This window comes from Profundibacterium mesophilum KAUST100406-0324 (genome assembly GCF_009835145.1).
Taxonomy (GTDB): Bacteria; Pseudomonadota; Alphaproteobacteria; order Rhodobacterales; family Rhodobacteraceae; genus Profundibacterium; species Profundibacterium mesophilum.
Window position 1 is genome coordinate 61,866 of the sequence record NZ_APKE01000010.1, and the last position, 17,596, is coordinate 79,461.

The window sequence follows — 17,596 nt, forward strand, 5'->3', positions numbered from 1 at the left end:
GCGCCATGAAGAGTTTCCCCATGTTCATCCGCACGACCGGACGCCGCGTCCTGATCGTCGGCGGCGGCGAACAGGCCGCGCAGAAGGCGCGGCTGATCCTGAAGACCGACGCGCAGCTTGTCCTCGTTGCGGGTGATCTCGACGCCGAATTGTCCGCTCTGGTCGCGTCCGGGCAGGCTGAGCACTACGGCGGCCCGGTCACATCGGCCCTTTTCAATGGGGCGGCCATGACCTTCGTCGCCACGGGATGCCCCGGCTTCGATGCGGCGGTGCACGCGCTGGTCACGGCGGCGCGCTGCCCGGTCAACGTGGTCGACCAGCCCGACCTGTGCGACCTGACCACGCCGTCCATCGTGGATCGTGACCCGGTCGTGGTGGCCATCGGCACGGAAGGAACGGCGCCGGTTCTGGGACGCCAGATCAAGACGCAGATCGAGCAGATGCTGGTCCCGAATCTCGGCGGCTTGGCCGCGCTTGCGGGGCGGATGCGCAGTGCCGTCGCCGGCCGCGTCCCACGTGCGGGACGGCGCGACTTCTGGCGCTGGGTGTTCGCCGACGCACCCCGCCATAGCTGGACGCGAGGTGCGGAGCGGGAGGCGGCGCGTCTCGTCAAGGATGCGCTCGCGGCGGGTGGCGCGCCTTCGACCTCGCCGAATGGGTCCGTCGCCTATGTGGGTGCGGGCCCCGGCGCGCGCGACCTGCTGACCTTGCGTGCGGTGCAACGATTGCAGGAAGCGGACGTGATTTTCTACGATCGTCTGGTCGATGGCGACGTGTTGGAACTGGCGCGCCGCGATGCCGAGCGGGTGTTCGTCGGCAAGGTGGTCGGTGCGCATGCCTGGCCTCAGGATCGCATCGACGCCGCCGTCGTCGCCGAGGCGCGCCGGGGACGCCGCGTCGTTCGTCTCAAGTCAGGCGATCCGGGGATCTTCGGACGCCTGGACGAAGAACTGCGCGCTGCCGAAGCCGCGGGGATTGCTACGGAAATCGTGCCCGGCGTCACGGCGGCCTGCGCGGCGGCCGCGAGCGCCGGGCAGCCCCTGACCCGGCGCGGCGAAACAGACACTCTGGTGCTGACGGCGGCCCGCTCGCAGAACGACGGCTCGATCCCTGACCTCGCACGCCATATCCGGGCGGGCACGACGCTGGCCATCTACATGGGGGTCTCGGCATCAGACGAAATCTCGAACCAGCTCCTTTCGGCGAAGGTCTCCCCTGATGCACCGGTCAGTGTCATGGCGAATGTATCAAAGCGCAACGAAACCTTGATCAAGACGACCGTATCCGAGATGAGCGCGACGATCGCCCAGAGCGGCATCACGGGGTGCGCCATCATATCGGTCACGCTTCCACACCGGTCCGGGCTGGCCACGTGCGGGCAGCATGTCCTGTACGATCTAGGCGCATAGGCAGAGTTCGGGAGCAGCCCCCGGCGGGACTGCTCACCTTACCACCTTTCCTTGGCGGAGGACTCCGGGCCGGGCGCTGCCGGGGACCGGGACCCTGATCCCGACGGGCTTGCCGATGCAGAGCCGGGCGGCGGCCTATCTCTTGATGATGATATAGAGCGCGTGGACGATGCCGGGCAGGTAGCCGAGGATCGTCAGGATGACGTTGATCCAGAAATGCTTGCCCAGCCCTTCTTGCAGAAAGACGCCGAGCGGCGGCAGCAGGATCGCGATGATGATACGAATGATGTCCATGTGTGATGCGCCCGGATCACCGGGCCTCCTTGTTCTGCGGTGAATGTCGCGCCTGTCGGAACCCTCCGATCAGTGCGCGTTGGGCGGTGCGGGGTCAACCGGCCGGCTGTCCTGTCCCGCCGCCTCGCGCCCTTCGGCGATCATTTCGCGGGTTTCCTCGTGATCGTCTTGATCGGCGAGGGGGGCCTCCTGAAGCGCCTCGGTCCCCGGCTCGTATTGCAGCTCCGCGAGGACGGGAAAATGATCCGATCCGATATAGGGAAGGCGCCGCAGCTCCACTAGGGTGAAGGAGTTGTCGTGGAAGATATGATCGAGCGGCCATCTCAGAAGGCGATGACCGGCATGGAAGGTGGTGAACATGCCCCTGCCGCGCCGCGGGTCGAGGGCGCCGCTCATGCGCTGGAACAGCCGCGTGGTATGCGACCAGGCAACGTCGTTCATGTCGCCCGCCACGATGGCCGCGCGCCCGGATTGCCGCATTTCCCTGGCGACGAGCAGAAGCTCGGCATCGCGTCCCTCGCTGTCATGATCGAGATCGGGTGGCCTGGGATGGACACCGAAAAAGTCGATCCACGTTCCCGATGGCAGGCGCACGCCGGTGCGGATGGACGGGATCTCGCCCGACAGGAGGAACCGGACATCGTCGGTGTCGAGCGCCAGCTTCGAGAAAAGCTCCATCCCGTAATAGTTGTCCTGGGGCCGCTTGATGCTGTGCGGGTAGGCGTCATCGAGCGGCTTGAGCCTCTCGTGCCACCACTCATCCGTCTCGACCACGAGCAGCAGATCGGGTTCGACGTCGCGAATGACCGCGAGAAGGGCGTCGGACTGGCGGTTTTCCATCAGCACGTTCGAGATCATCACCCTGATGCAGGCCTCCGGACGGTGCGACGAGACCTTCATGACCTGAACCGGGGCCGCGACCGTGTAGGGGAAGATCCGGTAGAGTTGCAGGCCGAGCGCCGGCACGATGGCCGCGAGAAAGAGCGCATCCCAACGGTCGGTGATCCCGAAGAGGGCCAGGTAGCCTACCAGGAGGATCGCCAGGGCGGTGGCGATCTGCAGGCGGGGAAAATCGCTTATGCGGATCCACCATCTGGCGCTGCGGACCAGGGGAAAGATTGTCAGCACCACGAAGAAGGCGGCAAGTAGCCAGAAGAGCAACCTCATGATCGGCAATCCTTTTGCGCAACACGGCCAATGATAGCTAAGGCGAACGCGGTGGCAGGCAAGCCGTCTTGATGGTCTGCTCTGGCGCTTGCGACCAATCAGACGAGCGCGGAGTGACAATGAGCGATCATGCGGGGCGTTTCGTCTGCCGCCGGCCGATGATCACAGGTGCCGCCTGAAGGACCCGGCACTGGTCCCGAACGACCGCCGCACGCGTCCGGATCGACATCCTCCCGGCAGCCGCAACGCGCGCCGCGCATGTTTCACGGGCGTGGCTGCCGAGGCTGAATCCGAGCGGCGCAGGCCGAACCGATGCGCCACCCGTGCAGGTGAGGCCGGCGATCAAGGCGGGTCAGACCAGGCGGCTGACCTCCTTCGCGGCGCGCACGAAATCCTTGAACAGCGGGTGGGGGTCGAAAGGCTTCGATTTCAGTTCGGGGTGGAACTGAACCCCGATGAACCAGGGATGATCGGGAACCTCGACGATTTCCGGCAAGCGTCCGTCGGGCGACATGCCGGAAAAACGCAGGCCGTGGCTCTCAAGCGCGTCGCGATACTTGATATCCACCTCGTAGCGGTGCCTGTGGCGTTCCTCGATATCGTGCTTGCCATAGATTTCCGCGACCTTGCTGCCCTCGGCGAGCGTCGCCGCATAAGCGCCGAGACGCATCGTGCCGCCCTTGTTGTCGAGGACATCACGCGCGATCTTCTGGTTGTCCTTGATCCATTCCTTGAGGTGGAAGATCACCGGCTCGAACCGGGCCGCGCCGGCCTCGTGATCGAATTCCTGGCTTCCCGCCTTGTCCATGCCGGCGAGGTTGCGCGCGGCCTCGACCACGGCCATCTGCATGCCGAGGCATATACCCAGATAGGGGATCTTGCGTGTTCGGGCGAATTGCGCGGCCCTGATCTTTCCCTCGGTGCCGCGCTCGCCGAAGCCGCCCGGCACGAGGATCGCATGGAAACCCTCGAGCCAGGGGCCGGGATCCTCACGTTCGAAAAGCTCGGCATCGACCCATTCGATCCTCACCTTGACCCGGTTGGCCATGCCGCCATGGGTCAGCGCCTCGGCAATCGACTTATAGGCATCCTCGAGCTGGGTATACTTGCCCACGATCGCCACGCGCACCTCGCCCTCGGGATTGAAGACGCGGTCCGCGACATCCTCCCACCGGCTCAGGTTGGGGCGCGGGGCCGGCGAGATGCCGAACGCATCGAGCACGGCCTGATCGAGCCCCTCGCGGTGATAGGCCAGCGGCGCCTCGTAGATCGACTTGAGGTCGTAGGCGGCGATGACGCTGTCGAGGCGCACGTTGCAGAACAGGGCGAGCTTTTCGCGTTCCTTTTCCGGGATCGCCCGCTCCGAGCGGCAGACGAGCACATCCGGCGCGATCCCGATCGAGCGCAGTTCCTTGACGCTGTGCTGGGTCGGTTTCGTCTTCAGCTCGCCGGAGGCGGCAATCCACGGCAAAAGGGTCAGGTGCATGAAAATGCATTCCCCCCGCGGGCGCTCCTGCGCGAATTGTCGGATCGCTTCGAAGAAGGGCAGCCCTTCGATGTCGCCGACGGTGCCGCCAATCTCGCAAAGCTGGAAATCCACCTCGTTGTCGCCGATCGTCAGGAATTCCTTAATCTGATTGGTGACATGGGGAATGACCTGGATCGTCTTGCCCAGGTAGTCGCCGCGGCGCTCCTTCTCGAGAACGGTGGAGTAGATGCGCCCCGAACTCACCGAATCGGTGTTACGCGCGGCGACACCCGTGAAGCGCTCGTAATGGCCCAGATCAAGGTCGGTCTCCGCCCCGTCATCGGTAACGAAAACCTCGCCATGTTCGAACGGGCTCATCGTGCCGGGATCGACGTTCAGATAGGGGTCCAGCTTGCGCAGCCTGACACTGAACCCGCGTGCTTGCAGGAGCGCCCCGAGCGCGGCCGAGGCAAGACCTTTTCCCAAAGATGAAACCACACCGCCGGTGATGAAAACATAGCGTGCCACTTTGGCATTCCCCCGTGAGTGTCGATATTTGGTTCGCCCAATCGATCGCGCACGGCACCGAAAGGCGCCGCATCACGGGATTTGAGCAATAGAAGATTCGCGGCATGCTCGCAAGCATGCCAAGGCAAGGACCCCGCTGTGCACGGCGCCGATCAGTCGGCGCGCGGCGGCGTCAGGGGCGTCGTGTTGCTCGGGGGCGGCAGCAGGTCATTCGCCGGTGGAAGCGTATCCTGGGCATCGCTCTCGGCCACCGGCGCAGGCGCGCCAAGGCGGTCGACGACAGAACTTCCGGCAGCATTCTGAGCCGCGATCACGGTCAGCACGATGGACGTGGTGATGAAGGCCGCGGCAAAAATCCATGTCATCTTGCCAAGCGCGGTGGCCGCCGCGCGCGAGGACATCGCGCCGCCGCCGCCGCCGCCGCCCATGCCGAGCCCGCCCCCTTCGGAACGCTGCAGCAAGACCACGCCGATCAGGCAGAGCGCAAGGATCAGGTGAATGACGAGAACGACGTTTTCCATATGTGCCGGCCTTTGCTTCGTGACCCGTGGTTCCTAAAGCGGCGTGGCCCGCGCCGCAACCCCCAGCGGCGACGCGCAGCCTTTGCGAGGGGTCGCGCGCGCGCGTATCATGGCGAGATCTGCACCCGGAACGTGACCGACCCCTCCGCGCCCGCGCCATGATGGCCTGCGCAGTCCCAGCGCAGTGGGCCCGAGTACCCCGAAGAGTTGCTTGCCGGGACGCTGACCGAACAGCTCAGGGCCGGCGAGACGGCGACGGGGGAAGGGACGGGGGCGGCCAGCCGCGTATAGGGCGGGGTGCGGTCATAAATGATGATATCGGTCGCATTGGCGGGGCTTGGGTTGAGCAAGGTGATGCGGTATTCAAGGATGTCGCCCAGCGCGCCGCTGTTGGATGTGCCCTCCGGCGTGCCCTGCGTCTCGTTCCGAACGGTCTTGACGAGGATGAGCTGACCGGTTCCCGCTCCGACCAACAGCCGGTCGGTGTCGAAATCGGTATAGGATTTCGTCGTATCCGCGAATGCGGTCGTGGCATTGAGGCGGTAGCTGATGCTGCTTCCGGGGCCTGCACCTGCGCTCGCGGTGATCCGCGAGATCAGGCAGACGGTCTCGCCCGCCGCCACGCCCATCGGGGTGCTCACCGGAGTGTCCGGCGTGCCGTTGCAATCGGTGTCGTGGTATAGGCTGACGCTGAATGCGCCGGCCGGGGCCTGGGCGACCTGCGTATAGGAGAAATCCAGCGTTCCCGCGGTCGTCGCGCTATAGAGATGCGGCAGGAGGACGACCTGGCCCGGCTCGATGCTCGAGGACTGGTCCTGGGTCAGGGTCGGCAGGCGAATGAGCCCGATATCGAGCTGGCCGTAGCTCGTTCCGCTGGCCGGTACGAAGCTGAAGCTGCCGTCATGCGGGTCGGGATTGCTGGTGCCGGGCAGGGGTGCGGATGTCTCCGAGATCGTTGTCTGCGTCTGGCTCGGGACAGCCGACAAGGTGATCGAGCCGCTATAGGTCTCCGCGAGCGCGTAGGTCCAGCGGCCGTCTGCGCCGATCTTCGGGCTGGCCAGAAGCAGTCCGGCATCGTCGAGTATCTGCAACGTGCTGTCGGACGCAGCGCCCTCCTGTCCCGTGCGCGTGCCGTCATGCGCCGTGGCACCGCCCGCGCCGTTGTCGATGAAGAGCTGCCCCGAAAGAAGCCGCGATGCTACTCCGAGGCCGATCGTGACGGAAGCCTCGTCGTCATCGGCCAGCCCGTCATTCAGGTCGTCGGTGAAAATCCCGGTATCGGGGTCGCTGTCAAGATCGGGAAGGGAGCTTGCGATGATCTCCGCCACATTCGTCCTGTCGGACCCTTGGGTGACCCGCACGCGGATCGAGATCGTCTCGGTGACGCCGGAGAGGATTTCGTCCACGAACCACACGCCGTTCTGGCTGTTGTAATAGTCGCCGGTCGGCGGGGCCGTGTCGCTGACATACTCGTACCCGTTCGGGATCTTCTCGATGACGGTCACCCCCGACGGCGAGCCGGGCCCGTTATTGGTCACCGAGAGCCGCCAGTCGATCAGATCGCCTACCGAGGCGGTGGTCACGGGAAGTGATGTTCCGGCACGGAATGCCTCTTTCGTGATCGAAAGGTCGCTGAACTGCGGATCGAAACCGAAATTGCGCGGCGTGGTGGAAAGGGTGCTGTCGGTGGTGACGTTCACGAGCGGGTTCGACGTGCCGATCTGGGAGCCGGGGGGCAGATCGGCATCATTGATATCGACCTCGACCCTGTAGGTGGCCGCGGTCGGCAGGCCGATGAAGGAATAGGTGCCGTCAGCCGCGGTATCGGTGGTGCCGATGAACCCGTCATCCGACAAATCGTTCGGAGTGCCGTTATCGGAATATAGGTCGATGCGAATCCCGCCGCCGAGGTTGCTTTCACCCCCGTCGCGTATGTCCGAGCCGTTCTCGTCGATATAGACATTGCCCCCGAAACCGGAAAGCGGGATGGGCGAGGCGCCGCGGCAGGATGCGCCATCGTTGGTGCCGCCTTCCTCGTCAACGCTCGTCGCGAGAAGTTGCCGGTTTCCGGTAACGGTATTGATCAGGTAGATGTCATTGGAATTGTTGTCATATGCGTAGAAACGCCCATTTTCATCGAAGAAGGTGGCGCCATAGCTGCCGTTGTAAATCGCGGGACCGAATTCGGTTACCAGAACGGTGCCCGGCAGGCCGTTATTGCCCGAAACCCGGTAGACCCGATCGGTCGATGCGTTGATGCCGTAGATGAACCCGTCCACCGGATTCGCGGCGAAATCCAGCGCGGAGACATTCTGCGACAGGTTGAGCACGCCTGCATCCACCGGATTGTTGGGGTCGGCGAGATCGAGAAGTTGCCAGGTCGAGTTGTCGATCTTGTAGACCATCACACCGTTGGGCAGGATATCGCCGGCGTTCGATCCGTCAGCGGCCGTGTTGGGAAGGTTCGGCATCTGTGTGAAATTGCCCGAGCCATCGATGCGCCAGAGTTCGGCTTTCCCGGAGCGCACGCCGTAGATGTATCCATCCAGTTCGTTATAGCCCCAACCGGCATTCAGGTTCTGCGTGCTCGCGCCGATATCCTGCAGGTTCAGGGTGTAGGAGCCGCCATTATCGGTAAAGCGTAGTTTCTTGAGCGTCGATTTCTTTGTGGCGATCTGGTAGAGGCCGTTATCACAGGTCACAGGAGGATCGTCTCCGGAGATGGTTACCGAGTAATCCTCCACCTCGCCGTCGAGGGCGACCGGAACCACCCCCTCGGATGTCGACCAGCGAAAGCGCGCGAATGTCGGGAGCTGGGTGGCGGTGCCGGGCACGGCGACATCGAAGACGATCTCTCCGTTGAGCGTGCCGTCCTTGTCGTTCGCGCTTCCGTCTTGAAGGTCGGTGGCAATGCGATCCGCGGGGTCGAACTGCCCGTTCCCGTCGAAGTCGATCCAGCCCTGCAGATAGGCGACCGCGCCGATCATCGTGCCGCCGACGCTCGTCACCTCGTTGACCTTGACGGTGATCTGCTGCGTGCCGCCGAGATAGAGCTGCGGGATGACCGCACCATCCTCGTCGTCATTGCCGTCCAGATCGTCGCCGCTGGCATCCGCCGTCGCTTGTGAGGCGGCCTCGGGATCGGGGGGTATATCACCGAGATAGGTGCCCGCAACGCCCGTATCGGCGATGATGTGGAGCGGATCGCCGTAGCTTGCGGGCGCATCGCCCCGGTCGACAAGGGGCGCCGCGCCGATATTGATCGGATAATCCTCCACCTCGCCATCGGGTGCGACATCGCCCACCCGAAGGCCGGGCGCACTCGACCAGCGGAAACGGGCGAAGGTCTGGCTCAGGACTGCGTCGCCGGGCACGATCACCTCGAACTGGATCAGCCCGTCGCCGGCCACCTCGTCCACGCCCAGGCCGTCATCGACGAGATCGGTGGCGACCTCCTCGGCGGTGTTCTCCTCGAAGACGCCGTTGCCGTTATAGTCGATCCAGCCTGTCAGGTTGCCTTGGGCGCCGGTGACGGCGGTCTCGACCGTGGCGATGAAGCCCTGGACAAGCGGCGGGATGTTCACACCATCGTCGTCGTCGTCGGAATTCGCGTCGTTCGAATTTCCGGGGCCGGCATCCCCGCTCACGCCACCGCCCAGATAGAAGGCGAAGTTGGCATCGACGGAATGGAACGTGTCGATCAGCGCCGACGGTGCATCGGTGAAATCGGCGCATGCCTGGATGTCGGTGACCTGCATGGAACTGGCGAAATTGGCGCCATTGTTCTGACGCGGCCCATGGCTGAAGACGATGCGGTCAACCGGCACGCCGAAACCAATCAGAACGGCGAAGTTTTCGGGCAGGGCGGCTGTCGAGAACGAATTGTTCCGCTCACCCAGTACGGAGCCATCCGCGTTTGCCTGCCGCAGCATGGGAGCGGAGAGGGGGCCGTCGGCGATCGCGGGCTGTATCCTTTGTCCGCCGCGCTCGCCGTAGACGGTGACCGATTCGTCGAGGTCAAGGCTCGTGACGTAGAACTGCACGGCGTTCATCGGAACGCTGAAGGAGATGTCGGTCGTAGAGTAGCGCTGTGTCAGAATCGGGTTGCCGCCATAAGATGTGGCGTAGAGCTCGTTCGCCGTTCCCACCCCCGAGGCACGCAGCGGGGCGGAGGCATCGGTAAGCGTCACGGTCGCATCCACCCCGAAGCGGCTGACATTGGTCGTGCTGTTCATCAGGGCCGGCGCATCGCTGGCCCAGTCGATGATCGAGACGCGGCTGCCGTTGCAGATCGGCATGGTATCCACCGGGGCGGGGGTCACGTTGGTGGTGACGGTGTCGCTGTCGATCCCGCCCTCGTCGCTCACAATGTCGGTATTGGCCGTGACGGTCTCGCCGCTCACCGCGGAGGTGAAGACGTCGAACTCGATCGCGCCGCTGCCCAGGCCGTCGAGCGTGGGGATGGGGGCGAAGGTGAATGTGCCACCCGCCGGCTGTCCGGCCGGACGGATATCCGCACCGCTCACCACCCGGAAATTCGCCGTGGAGGTCGTCTGCGCCGGCAGGTCCACGCTGGAGACGACGTTGGTCATCGGGCTGAGCGAGACGTTGACGTAGCTGACCCTGTAGGTCAGCGTCGCGCCTTGCGGGATGTCGCCGCCGGTATAGGGGCTGCCATTCACCGCGGAGATCTCGATCGAGGTATAGAGATCGTCCGGACCGGCGGGGGAGACGGCAGAGGTGCCCGCCACCCAGTATCGCCAGGGATTGTCGTTGCCGGCCGCGGCGCCTTCCGCGGAATCCCCGCCATGGCCCTCGGCATTGATATAGCCGATCTGGCCGACATCGGTGATCCTGAGCCGCAGGGCGGCATAATAGACTTCGTTCTCCGCGATGCCGCCGAAGGCATAGCGCACCGCGTTCGTCTCTGCCGGAAGCGCGGTCGCGTCGGTGGTGTTGAGGTCGAAGCCGTCGGTCGTCGGGGTGCAGACCTCCACCGTGTTCACCCCGGGATCGAGCGTCTCGGGAAAGACCGATCCCGCGCCGGTGGCCGGTCCGTCGGGCCCCGCGATCGCGGGATCGTCGGCGCGGCACGAGCCGTCGTAACGGATGCGGTTCCAGGGACCGGTCACTCCGTAGCGGTCCCAGTCGGCACCCGATTCGGGGCCGGCGACGGGGCTGCCGGCGCGGAATGGGGTGGTGCCGCGACCGCCCGTGATCGAGGTTTCCTCGGCGATCGTGAAGCCGTTGGGGTCGATCGTACCGCCAGAGCCGAAAGCGTTGATTTGCACCGCGTCCCACTTGTTGTGCACGCGCGGTGTCCCGGTGCCGCCAACCGAGGGCCACGGCTTTCCGTTCGTCGGATTGACGAGATACCCGTTCTCGAGCGTCGCGATTGGCGAGCCATTCGCGAAAAGCTGCGTATCGGAGCGGGTGGAATAGAAGATCCCCGTATCGCCGTAGGTATAGGCAAGACCGGCATTGCAGTCGGCCGTCGAGAACCCGGCAAGCTCGCATTGCGATGTATCCGACGGGTTCCAGCCGTTGACCGAAATATCGAAAATCTGCTGCCCCTTCGGGCCCCAGCCTTTCGAGACGCCGCTGCCCGTGCTCGCACGGGCGGGTTTCGCGGGTACCGCATTGCCGGTCGCATCGGTGATCGATGCGCCCACGACTTCCGTGCCGCCGGGTACGTAGATCGTGGCATAGCCGCCGGGCCCGTCGAGCGTGCCGTCCGTGATCACCGGGAAATCGGCGATGACCTCGATGATGTCGCCGTTCGAGATGGGCGGCGCGCCCGCATCGAGATTGGCCCGGATGGTGGCCTTGCTGGCGGGGGTCAGGCTGATCCCGCCGCCGCCCAGCCAAGCGCCATGCGCAAGGACGACGGCCGCGAAAGCCAGCCAGGCAAGCAGGGCGGCGAAAACGCGCCGGAAACAGATGGTGCGATGGCGAATGGGTGTCACGTGAAACGACCTTTGCGATGCGGGATTCGGCGACTTGCCGCAAACGCGGATGCCGAAGGCGGCCTCCCGCAGGGCTAAGGAAACAGTCTGTAGAAAGGGTTAATCGCATTGCGCCGCGTCATGCCGCGGAACGCCTTGCCAAAGCGATTATTTCCTGCAACGCTCACATTAGTGGAACATAATTCCATTATGCGGAATTCTTTGGGAGGAGAAACAGCATGACAAAGAGGCTTCTGGCAGCCATTGCCGGTGCGGCGATCGGGATCGGCGCGATGGCGCAGGCCGAGACGCGCCTGTTCTTCGGCGAGGCCGGCCCCAATCGCGGTGCCCGCGCGGAAACACTCAACTGGTTCGTGGACGATGTGGCCCGCCGGACCGAGGGCCAACTGGTCTTCGACATCCAGTGGGGCGGCGCGCTCTTCAAGGCCGGTGCCGCGGCACAGTCGATCGCCGACAGCGTGGCCGATGCCGGAACCATCATCGCCGTCTACTTTCCCCAGGAGATGGTCGCATACGGTGTCGCCGATCTGCCGATCAAGAACTCCGACGCCTGGGTGGGCCTGCGCGCCACGGACGAGCTGATGCGCGGCTCGGATGCCATCAAGCAGAATCTCGCGGATCAGAACCTCGTCTATATCGGCACTTTCACCACTTCGGCCGTCCATATCGGCTGCAAGGGGACGGCGATCCGGTCCGTCGACGAGATCGAGGGCAAGAAGGTCCGCGGCGTCGGCGCCTATGGCAAGACCTTCGCCGATTTCGGGGCGAACCTCGTGAGCATGTCGATCTACGATGCCTACCAGGGGCTCGACAGTGGCCTGATCGATTGCAGCCAAGGCTACTCCTATGCCGTTGCCGCGCTCAAGCAGCAAGAAGTGATGGACAGCTACACCCTGCTCGACTGGGGACAGGTCGGCGCGCTCGGCGTCTTCATGAACAAGCAGAGCTACGACGCTCTGGACGACGCGCAGAAAGAGGCCCTCGCCGCATCGGGCGCGGGCATGGCCGACAAGATGGCCGAGCTCATCACCGCCGATAACGAGGCCGCCATCGAGACCATGAAGGAGGCCGGTGTCGAGATCATCGAGCTTCCGGAGGCGGAGCGCGACAGGCTCGTGGAGCGCAGCAGCTCCTACATCGACGAATGGGTCGCGCAGGCCGACGCGGCCGGTCTCGACGGTGCCGGGCTGCTCGAGGAGTATCGCGGACTGCTGGAGAAATACGGCCAGGAGCGCGATGCCGAGGGATATCCCTGGACGCGTAACTAGGCCGGCGCACGGCCCTGAACGGCCGACCCCGCGGACCGCTCTGGCAAGGGCGGCCCGCGGGGCACGCAATCCCTCACCGTTGCCGACGGCAAGGCCCGTCGGGCCGGACCTGACAAGGGAGATCACCCATGCTCGCCCGTCTCGAACGCCTTCTGCTCGATCTTGCGGTCATCGCCGTGATCGGCCTGGGGCTGCTCATCACACTCAGCGTCATCCTGCGCGCGACGCTCAATTCGGGCATCCCCGACACGGTCGTCATGGTGACCGAGCTGATGGTGGCCGCGATCGTCCTGCCGCTGGCTGCCACGACCGCCGCGCGGGCGCATATCGTCGTCGAATTCGTCTCGAACTACCTGCCATGGCGGGCACAGGACTGGCTCGTGGTCTTCGGATCGGCCGTCGGGCTCGCGGCGCTCGCCCCGCTGATCTGGGCGGGCTGGCGCGAGGCGCTGCATGTCATCGAGAGCGGCAGCTTCTTCTTCGGTCAGCTCAGCCTGCCCAAATGGCCGGGCAGGGTGATCTTCCTCTTCGGCATATCGTTTTGCTGGATCCGTCTCGCGGTGATGATGCTGGGCGACATCGCGGCGATCCGCGCCGGACGCCCGGTCATCGAACGGGCCCCCCACATTCCCCAGGAGGAGATCTGAGCCATGGATGGCACGCTCGTCGGCCTCGTCGCCTTCGCCGCCGTGATCGGGCTTCTTGCCCTGCGCGTTCCGATCGCCTTCGCCCTCGCCGGCGTGGCCAGCGTCGGCACTTTCGTGATCTTCGCCTTCCGCACTGGGGCCTTCGCGCCGGAGAGGGCCTTCAGGCCGACCTCCAGCCTCGTCTTCTCCAATTCCTTCGACCTGATCCACAGCTACGATCTGTCGATGATCCCGCTCTTCGTCGCCCTCGGCCATATCGCCTACAAGGCCGACATCACCACCGCGATCTACCACGCGGCGCGGGTCTGGCTGGTCAAGGTGCCCGGCGGGGTCGCCATGGCCTCGGTGCTCGGCTGCGGCGGCTTCTCGGCCATCACCGGCAGCTCCATCGCCTGCGCCTCGACCATGGGCCGCATCTGCTCGCCCGAAATGCTGCGCCTGGGCTATGACAAGCGCCTCGCGACGGCCAGCGTCGCGGCGGGCGGCACGCTCGGCTCGCTGATCCCGCCATCGGTGCTCTTCATCATCTACGGGATCTTCACCGAAACCTCTATCTCCAAGCTCTTTCTCGCGGGCGTCATTCCGGGCCTCATCTCGCTCGCCGGCTTCCTGATCGTGATCTTCGTCTGGGTGAAGCGCGATCCGGCCGCCGCGCCGGCCTTCACCGGGGTCATCACGGCCCGCGAGAAGGCCCGCGCCGCCCTCGACAGCTGGCCGGCCGTCGCGCTTTTCGTGATCATCGTCGGCGGCATCTATGGCGGCATCTTCACCGCGACCGAAGCGGCCGCCGTCTGTGTCAGCGCCGCCGTCATCATCGGCTTCGCCCAGCGCAAGCTGACCTTTCGGGCCTTGTGGGAGGCGCTGCGCGAGACCTGCATCCAGACGACCTCGATCTTCCTGATCGCGGCGGGCGCGAAGATCTTCGTGGCCTTCATCGCGCTGACCGGGGTCGCGCCAGACATCGTGACGGCGGTGACCGAGGCGCAGCTCTCCGCGCCCCTGCTCCTGGCGGCGATCGCGGTGATCTACCTGCTCCTGGGCATGTTCCTCGATCCGATCGGGATCATGGTCCTGACGCTGCCGCTGATGGTGCCCCTGGTCGAAACCTACGGGTTCGATCTCATCTGGTTCGGCGTCGTGGTCATCAAGCTGCTGGAGATCGGACTGATCACGCCGCCCGTCGGGCTCAACGTCTTCGTGATCGCGGGCGTGGTCGGCAAGGAGGTTCCGATCGACCGGATCTTCAGCGGCATCCTGCGCTTCTTGTCGATCGACGTCCTGGTGCTGGTGTTGATCATGTCCTTCCCGGTCCTGTCGCTCCTGCTTCCGGCCACGATGTGAGGGACATGATGCGCCAGAGCGCCAAAAGGATGAGGGAGGATGAGGCCGAGGATCCGCGCTTCCTGACGACGCTGGCGCGCGGGTTGAGCGTGCTGCGCGCCTTCAGGCCCTCCGATGACGGCCTCGGCAATGCCGAGATCGCGGAGCGCACGGGCCTGCCCAAATCCACCGTCTCCCGGCTCACTTACACGCTGCGCGCGCTGGGCTATCTGAGCAATGCGCGCAGGCGGGACCGCTATCGCCCCGGTCCCGCGCTCCTGGCGCTCGGCAATGTCGCAGCCGCTTCGATCTCCTTCGTCGACCTTGCCGGTCCCCTGATGCAGCGTCTTGCCGACCAGACCGGCACACTGGCCCTGCTCGCGGTGCGTGACGAGGGGCGGGTGCTTCTGGTCAAGACCTGGCGGCCGCGTCAGGTCTCCTCGATCTGGCTCGAGGTCGGGCACAGGCTGCCGCTGAGCGGGTCCTCCTCGGGACATGCCGTGCTGGGCACGCTGCCGGCCGATCTTCTGGGCGGAGCGGTGCGGGCGGCGCGCGGGGAGCGGGGGCTCGACGCCGCCGGCGCGGCCGAGATACGCGCGCAGGCGCAGGGCCAGCTGGCCATGCAGGGCTTCGTGATCGCCGACCCGTCCACCTATTTCTCGCCCAATGTCCATGCCGTCAGCACGCCTTTCCAGCCGCGCGATCTGGCCGAGCCCGTCATCTTCACCTGCGGCGCGATGCCGGCGGACCTGACCCTTGCGCGAATGCGGGACGAGGTCGGGCCGAAACTGCGCGCCACGGTGCGCGAACTTGAACAGATCATGGGCCAAGGCCCCTTCTCGCAACGACAGAACGTGTGACATCTTCCGCGATGCCGCCCGCTTCACAGTTGAAAGGACCGATTGAATGAGTGAACCCGTCACCTATCGCCTCGAGGGCCGGATCGCCCTCGTCACCATCGACAACCAGCCGGTCAATGCCCTCTCGCATGCCGTGCGCGAAGGGCTCGACGGCGCGATCACGCGGTTCGCGGGCGACGACGCGGCCGAAGCCCTCCTGCTTACCGGGGCAGGGCGCGTGTTCCTGGGCGGCGCCGACATCACCGAGTTCGGAAAGCCGCCCCGCGCGCCGTCCCTGCCCGATGTCATCACCGCGATCGAGGGTCTGGAGAAGCCCGTCATCGCCGCGATCCACGGCGTGGCGCTCGGCGGCGGCCTCGAGGTCGCGCTCGGGGCGCATTACCGCCTGGCCATGCCGGGCACGTCGCTCGGCCTTCCTGAGGTCAAGCTCGGCATCCTGCCGGGCGCCGGCGGCACCCAGCGCGCGCCCCGCCTCGTGGGCGTCGCGGCGGCGCTCGACATGATCACGAGCGGCACCCCGATCGGCCCGGAAAAGGCGCTCGAGATCGGTCTCATCGACCGTATCGGGAGCGGGGACGACCCGGCCGCGGCCGGCCTCGCCTATGCCGAGGAGCTTCTCGCCGCCGGCGCGCAGGCCCGTCCGGTGGGCGCGCTGCCGATGCCACAGGACGCACCGGAGCTCTTCGAGGCGCGCCGTGCCGCGCTCGAGAAGAGCGCACGCGGCGAGATCGCCCCGCTCACCGCCCTCGATGCGGTGCGCGCCGCGACCAGGCTCCCGATCGGCGAGGGGCTCGAGGAGGAGCGGCGCCTCTTCCAGCAGTTGCTCGACAGTCCCCAGCGCGCGGGCATGATCCATGCCTTCTTCAACGATCGCAAGGTCGCCAAGCTGCCCGAGATCGCCGGGGTCGCGCCGCGCGATTTCGCGTCCGTCGGGGTGATCGGCGGCGGCACGATGGGGGCAGGCATCGCCACGGCGGCACTCCTGGCGGGGCTGCGCGTCTCGCTGGTCGAGCGGGACGCGGACGCGGCCGAGCGCGCCCGCGCCACCATCGAGAAAAACCTCGCCGCTGCGGTAAAGCGCGGCAAGCTCGGCCAAGAGCGGCGCGACGCCATCCTGTCCGGCGCGCTCGATTGCGTCACCGGCTACGAGGTGCTCGGCGGGGCCGATGTCATCATCGAGGCCGTGTTCGAGAGCATGGATGTAAAGAAGGAGGTCTTCGCGCAGATCGACCGCGTGGCACGGCCCGGCACGGTGCTCGCCACCAACACCTCCTATCTCGACATCAACGAGATCGCGCGTGCCACGAGCCGCCCGCAGGACGTGATCGGGCTGCATTTCTTCTCGCCCGCCCATGTGATGAAGCTGCTCGAGATCGTCGTGGCCGGAAAGACCGCCCCCGAGGTCACCGCGACCGCCTTCGCGCTCGGCAAGGCGCTCGGCAAGACCTGCGTGCGCGCCGGGGTCTGCGACGGGTTCATCGGCAACCGCATCCTGTCGCATTACCGCGCGGCCGCCGATCACATGGTTCTCGACGGGGCCAGCCCCTACCAGATCGACGCGGCGCTTCGGGATTTCGGCTTCCCGATGGGTCCCTACCAGGTGGCCGACCTCGCCGGGCTCGACATCGGTTACATGACGCGCCAGCGCAAGGCCGACCAGCGCCACGAGCGCGACCGCTATCCCGGCTGGGCCGACACGCTCTACGAGATGGGGCGTCTTGGGCAAAAGAGCGGCCGCGGCTACTACATCTACGACGAGCAGAGCCCGCGTGGCCGTCTCGACCCGGAGGTCGAGGAGATCATCGCGGCCGAGCGCGAGGCGCAAGGCATCCGCCCGCGCGATTTCACCGACGAGGAAATCGTCGAGCGTTACATGGCGGCGATGGTCAACGAGGGCGCGCGGGTGGTCGATGAGGGCATCGCGCAGCGCCCGCTCGATGTCGATGTGACGCTGCTCTATGGCTACGGCTTCCCACGTCACCGCGGCGGCCCGATGCATTACGCCGATACCGCCGGGCTCGGTGTGATCCGCGATCGCATCCAGCGCTATGCCGGCGGGGACGATCATTTCTGGCAGGTCGCGCCGCTGCTCGCGCGCCTTGCCGACGACCAATCCACATTCGCAAGCCTGAACGGCTGAGAAGGAGT

The 17,596-nt window shown here is 65.7% G+C and carries 11 protein-coding genes; 6 read left to right on the forward strand and 5 right to left on the reverse strand.

Features of this window, described 5'->3' with window-relative positions; all coding sequences use genetic code 11:
- The first annotated feature begins 20 nt into the window (after positions 1–20).
- Positions 21–1,409, forward strand: coding sequence for a siroheme synthase CysG (cysG, locus tag PMES_RS03270; protein WP_236549679.1), 1,389 nt, complete (start codon positions 21–23; stop codon positions 1,407–1,409).
- Between the two features lie 135 nt (positions 1,410–1,544).
- Here cysG and PMES_RS03275 read toward each other — a convergent pair whose 3' ends face one another.
- From PMES_RS03275 to PMES_RS03295, 5 genes are all read right to left on the reverse strand, one after another.
- Entirely contained in the window at positions 1,545–1,703 is a 159-nt protein-coding gene (locus PMES_RS03275) for a YqaE/Pmp3 family membrane protein (protein ID WP_159964087.1), read from the reverse strand.
- Between the two features lie 69 nt (positions 1,704–1,772).
- Complete coding sequence (locus PMES_RS03280) at positions 1,773–2,870, reverse strand: endonuclease/exonuclease/phosphatase family protein (protein ID WP_159964088.1); 1,098 nt, start codon at positions 2,868–2,870, stop codon at positions 1,773–1,775.
- Positions 2,871–3,222: 352 nt separating this feature from the next.
- Complete coding sequence (pyrG, locus tag PMES_RS03285) at positions 3,223–4,866, reverse strand: CTP synthase (RefSeq protein ID WP_159964089.1); 1,644 nt, start codon at positions 4,864–4,866, stop codon at positions 3,223–3,225.
- 152 nt (positions 4,867–5,018) lie between these two features.
- Entirely contained in the window at positions 5,019–5,387 is a 369-nt protein-coding gene (gene secG / locus PMES_RS03290; RefSeq protein WP_159964090.1) for a preprotein translocase subunit SecG, read from the reverse strand.
- 107 nt (positions 5,388–5,494) lie between these two features.
- Positions 5,495–11,353, reverse strand: coding sequence for a DUF6923 family protein (locus PMES_RS03295; RefSeq protein WP_159964091.1), 5,859 nt, complete (start codon positions 11,351–11,353; stop codon positions 5,495–5,497).
- A gap of 218 nt (positions 11,354–11,571) precedes the next feature.
- Here PMES_RS03295 and PMES_RS03300 point away from each other — a divergent pair, with 218 nt between their 5' ends.
- From PMES_RS03300 to PMES_RS03320, 5 genes are all read left to right on the forward strand, one after another.
- On the forward strand, positions 11,572–12,621 hold the full coding sequence (locus tag PMES_RS03300) for a C4-dicarboxylate TRAP transporter substrate-binding protein (RefSeq protein WP_159964092.1): 1,050 nt from the start codon (positions 11,572–11,574) through the stop codon (positions 12,619–12,621).
- A 128-nt stretch (positions 12,622–12,749) separates the two neighbouring features.
- The gene (locus PMES_RS03305) at positions 12,750–13,268 is read left to right on the forward strand and encodes a TRAP transporter small permease (protein WP_159964093.1); all 519 of its coding nucleotides are present in this window, start codon (positions 12,750–12,752) and stop codon (positions 13,266–13,268) included.
- A gap of 3 nt (positions 13,269–13,271) precedes the next feature.
- Positions 13,272–14,609: a TRAP transporter large permease gene (locus PMES_RS03310; protein WP_159964094.1), complete on the forward strand. Its 1,338-nt coding sequence runs from the start codon at positions 13,272–13,274 to the stop codon at positions 14,607–14,609.
- 29 nt (positions 14,610–14,638) lie between these two features.
- Positions 14,639–15,448, forward strand: coding sequence for an IclR family transcriptional regulator (locus PMES_RS03315; RefSeq protein ID WP_159964095.1), 810 nt, complete (start codon positions 14,639–14,641; stop codon positions 15,446–15,448).
- Positions 15,449–15,494: 46 nt separating this feature from the next.
- Positions 15,495–17,588, forward strand: a complete 2,094-nt coding sequence (locus tag PMES_RS03320) for a 3-hydroxyacyl-CoA dehydrogenase NAD-binding domain-containing protein (protein WP_159964096.1) — start codon at positions 15,495–15,497, stop codon at positions 17,586–17,588.
- The last annotated feature ends 8 nt before the right edge of the window (positions 17,589–17,596 follow it).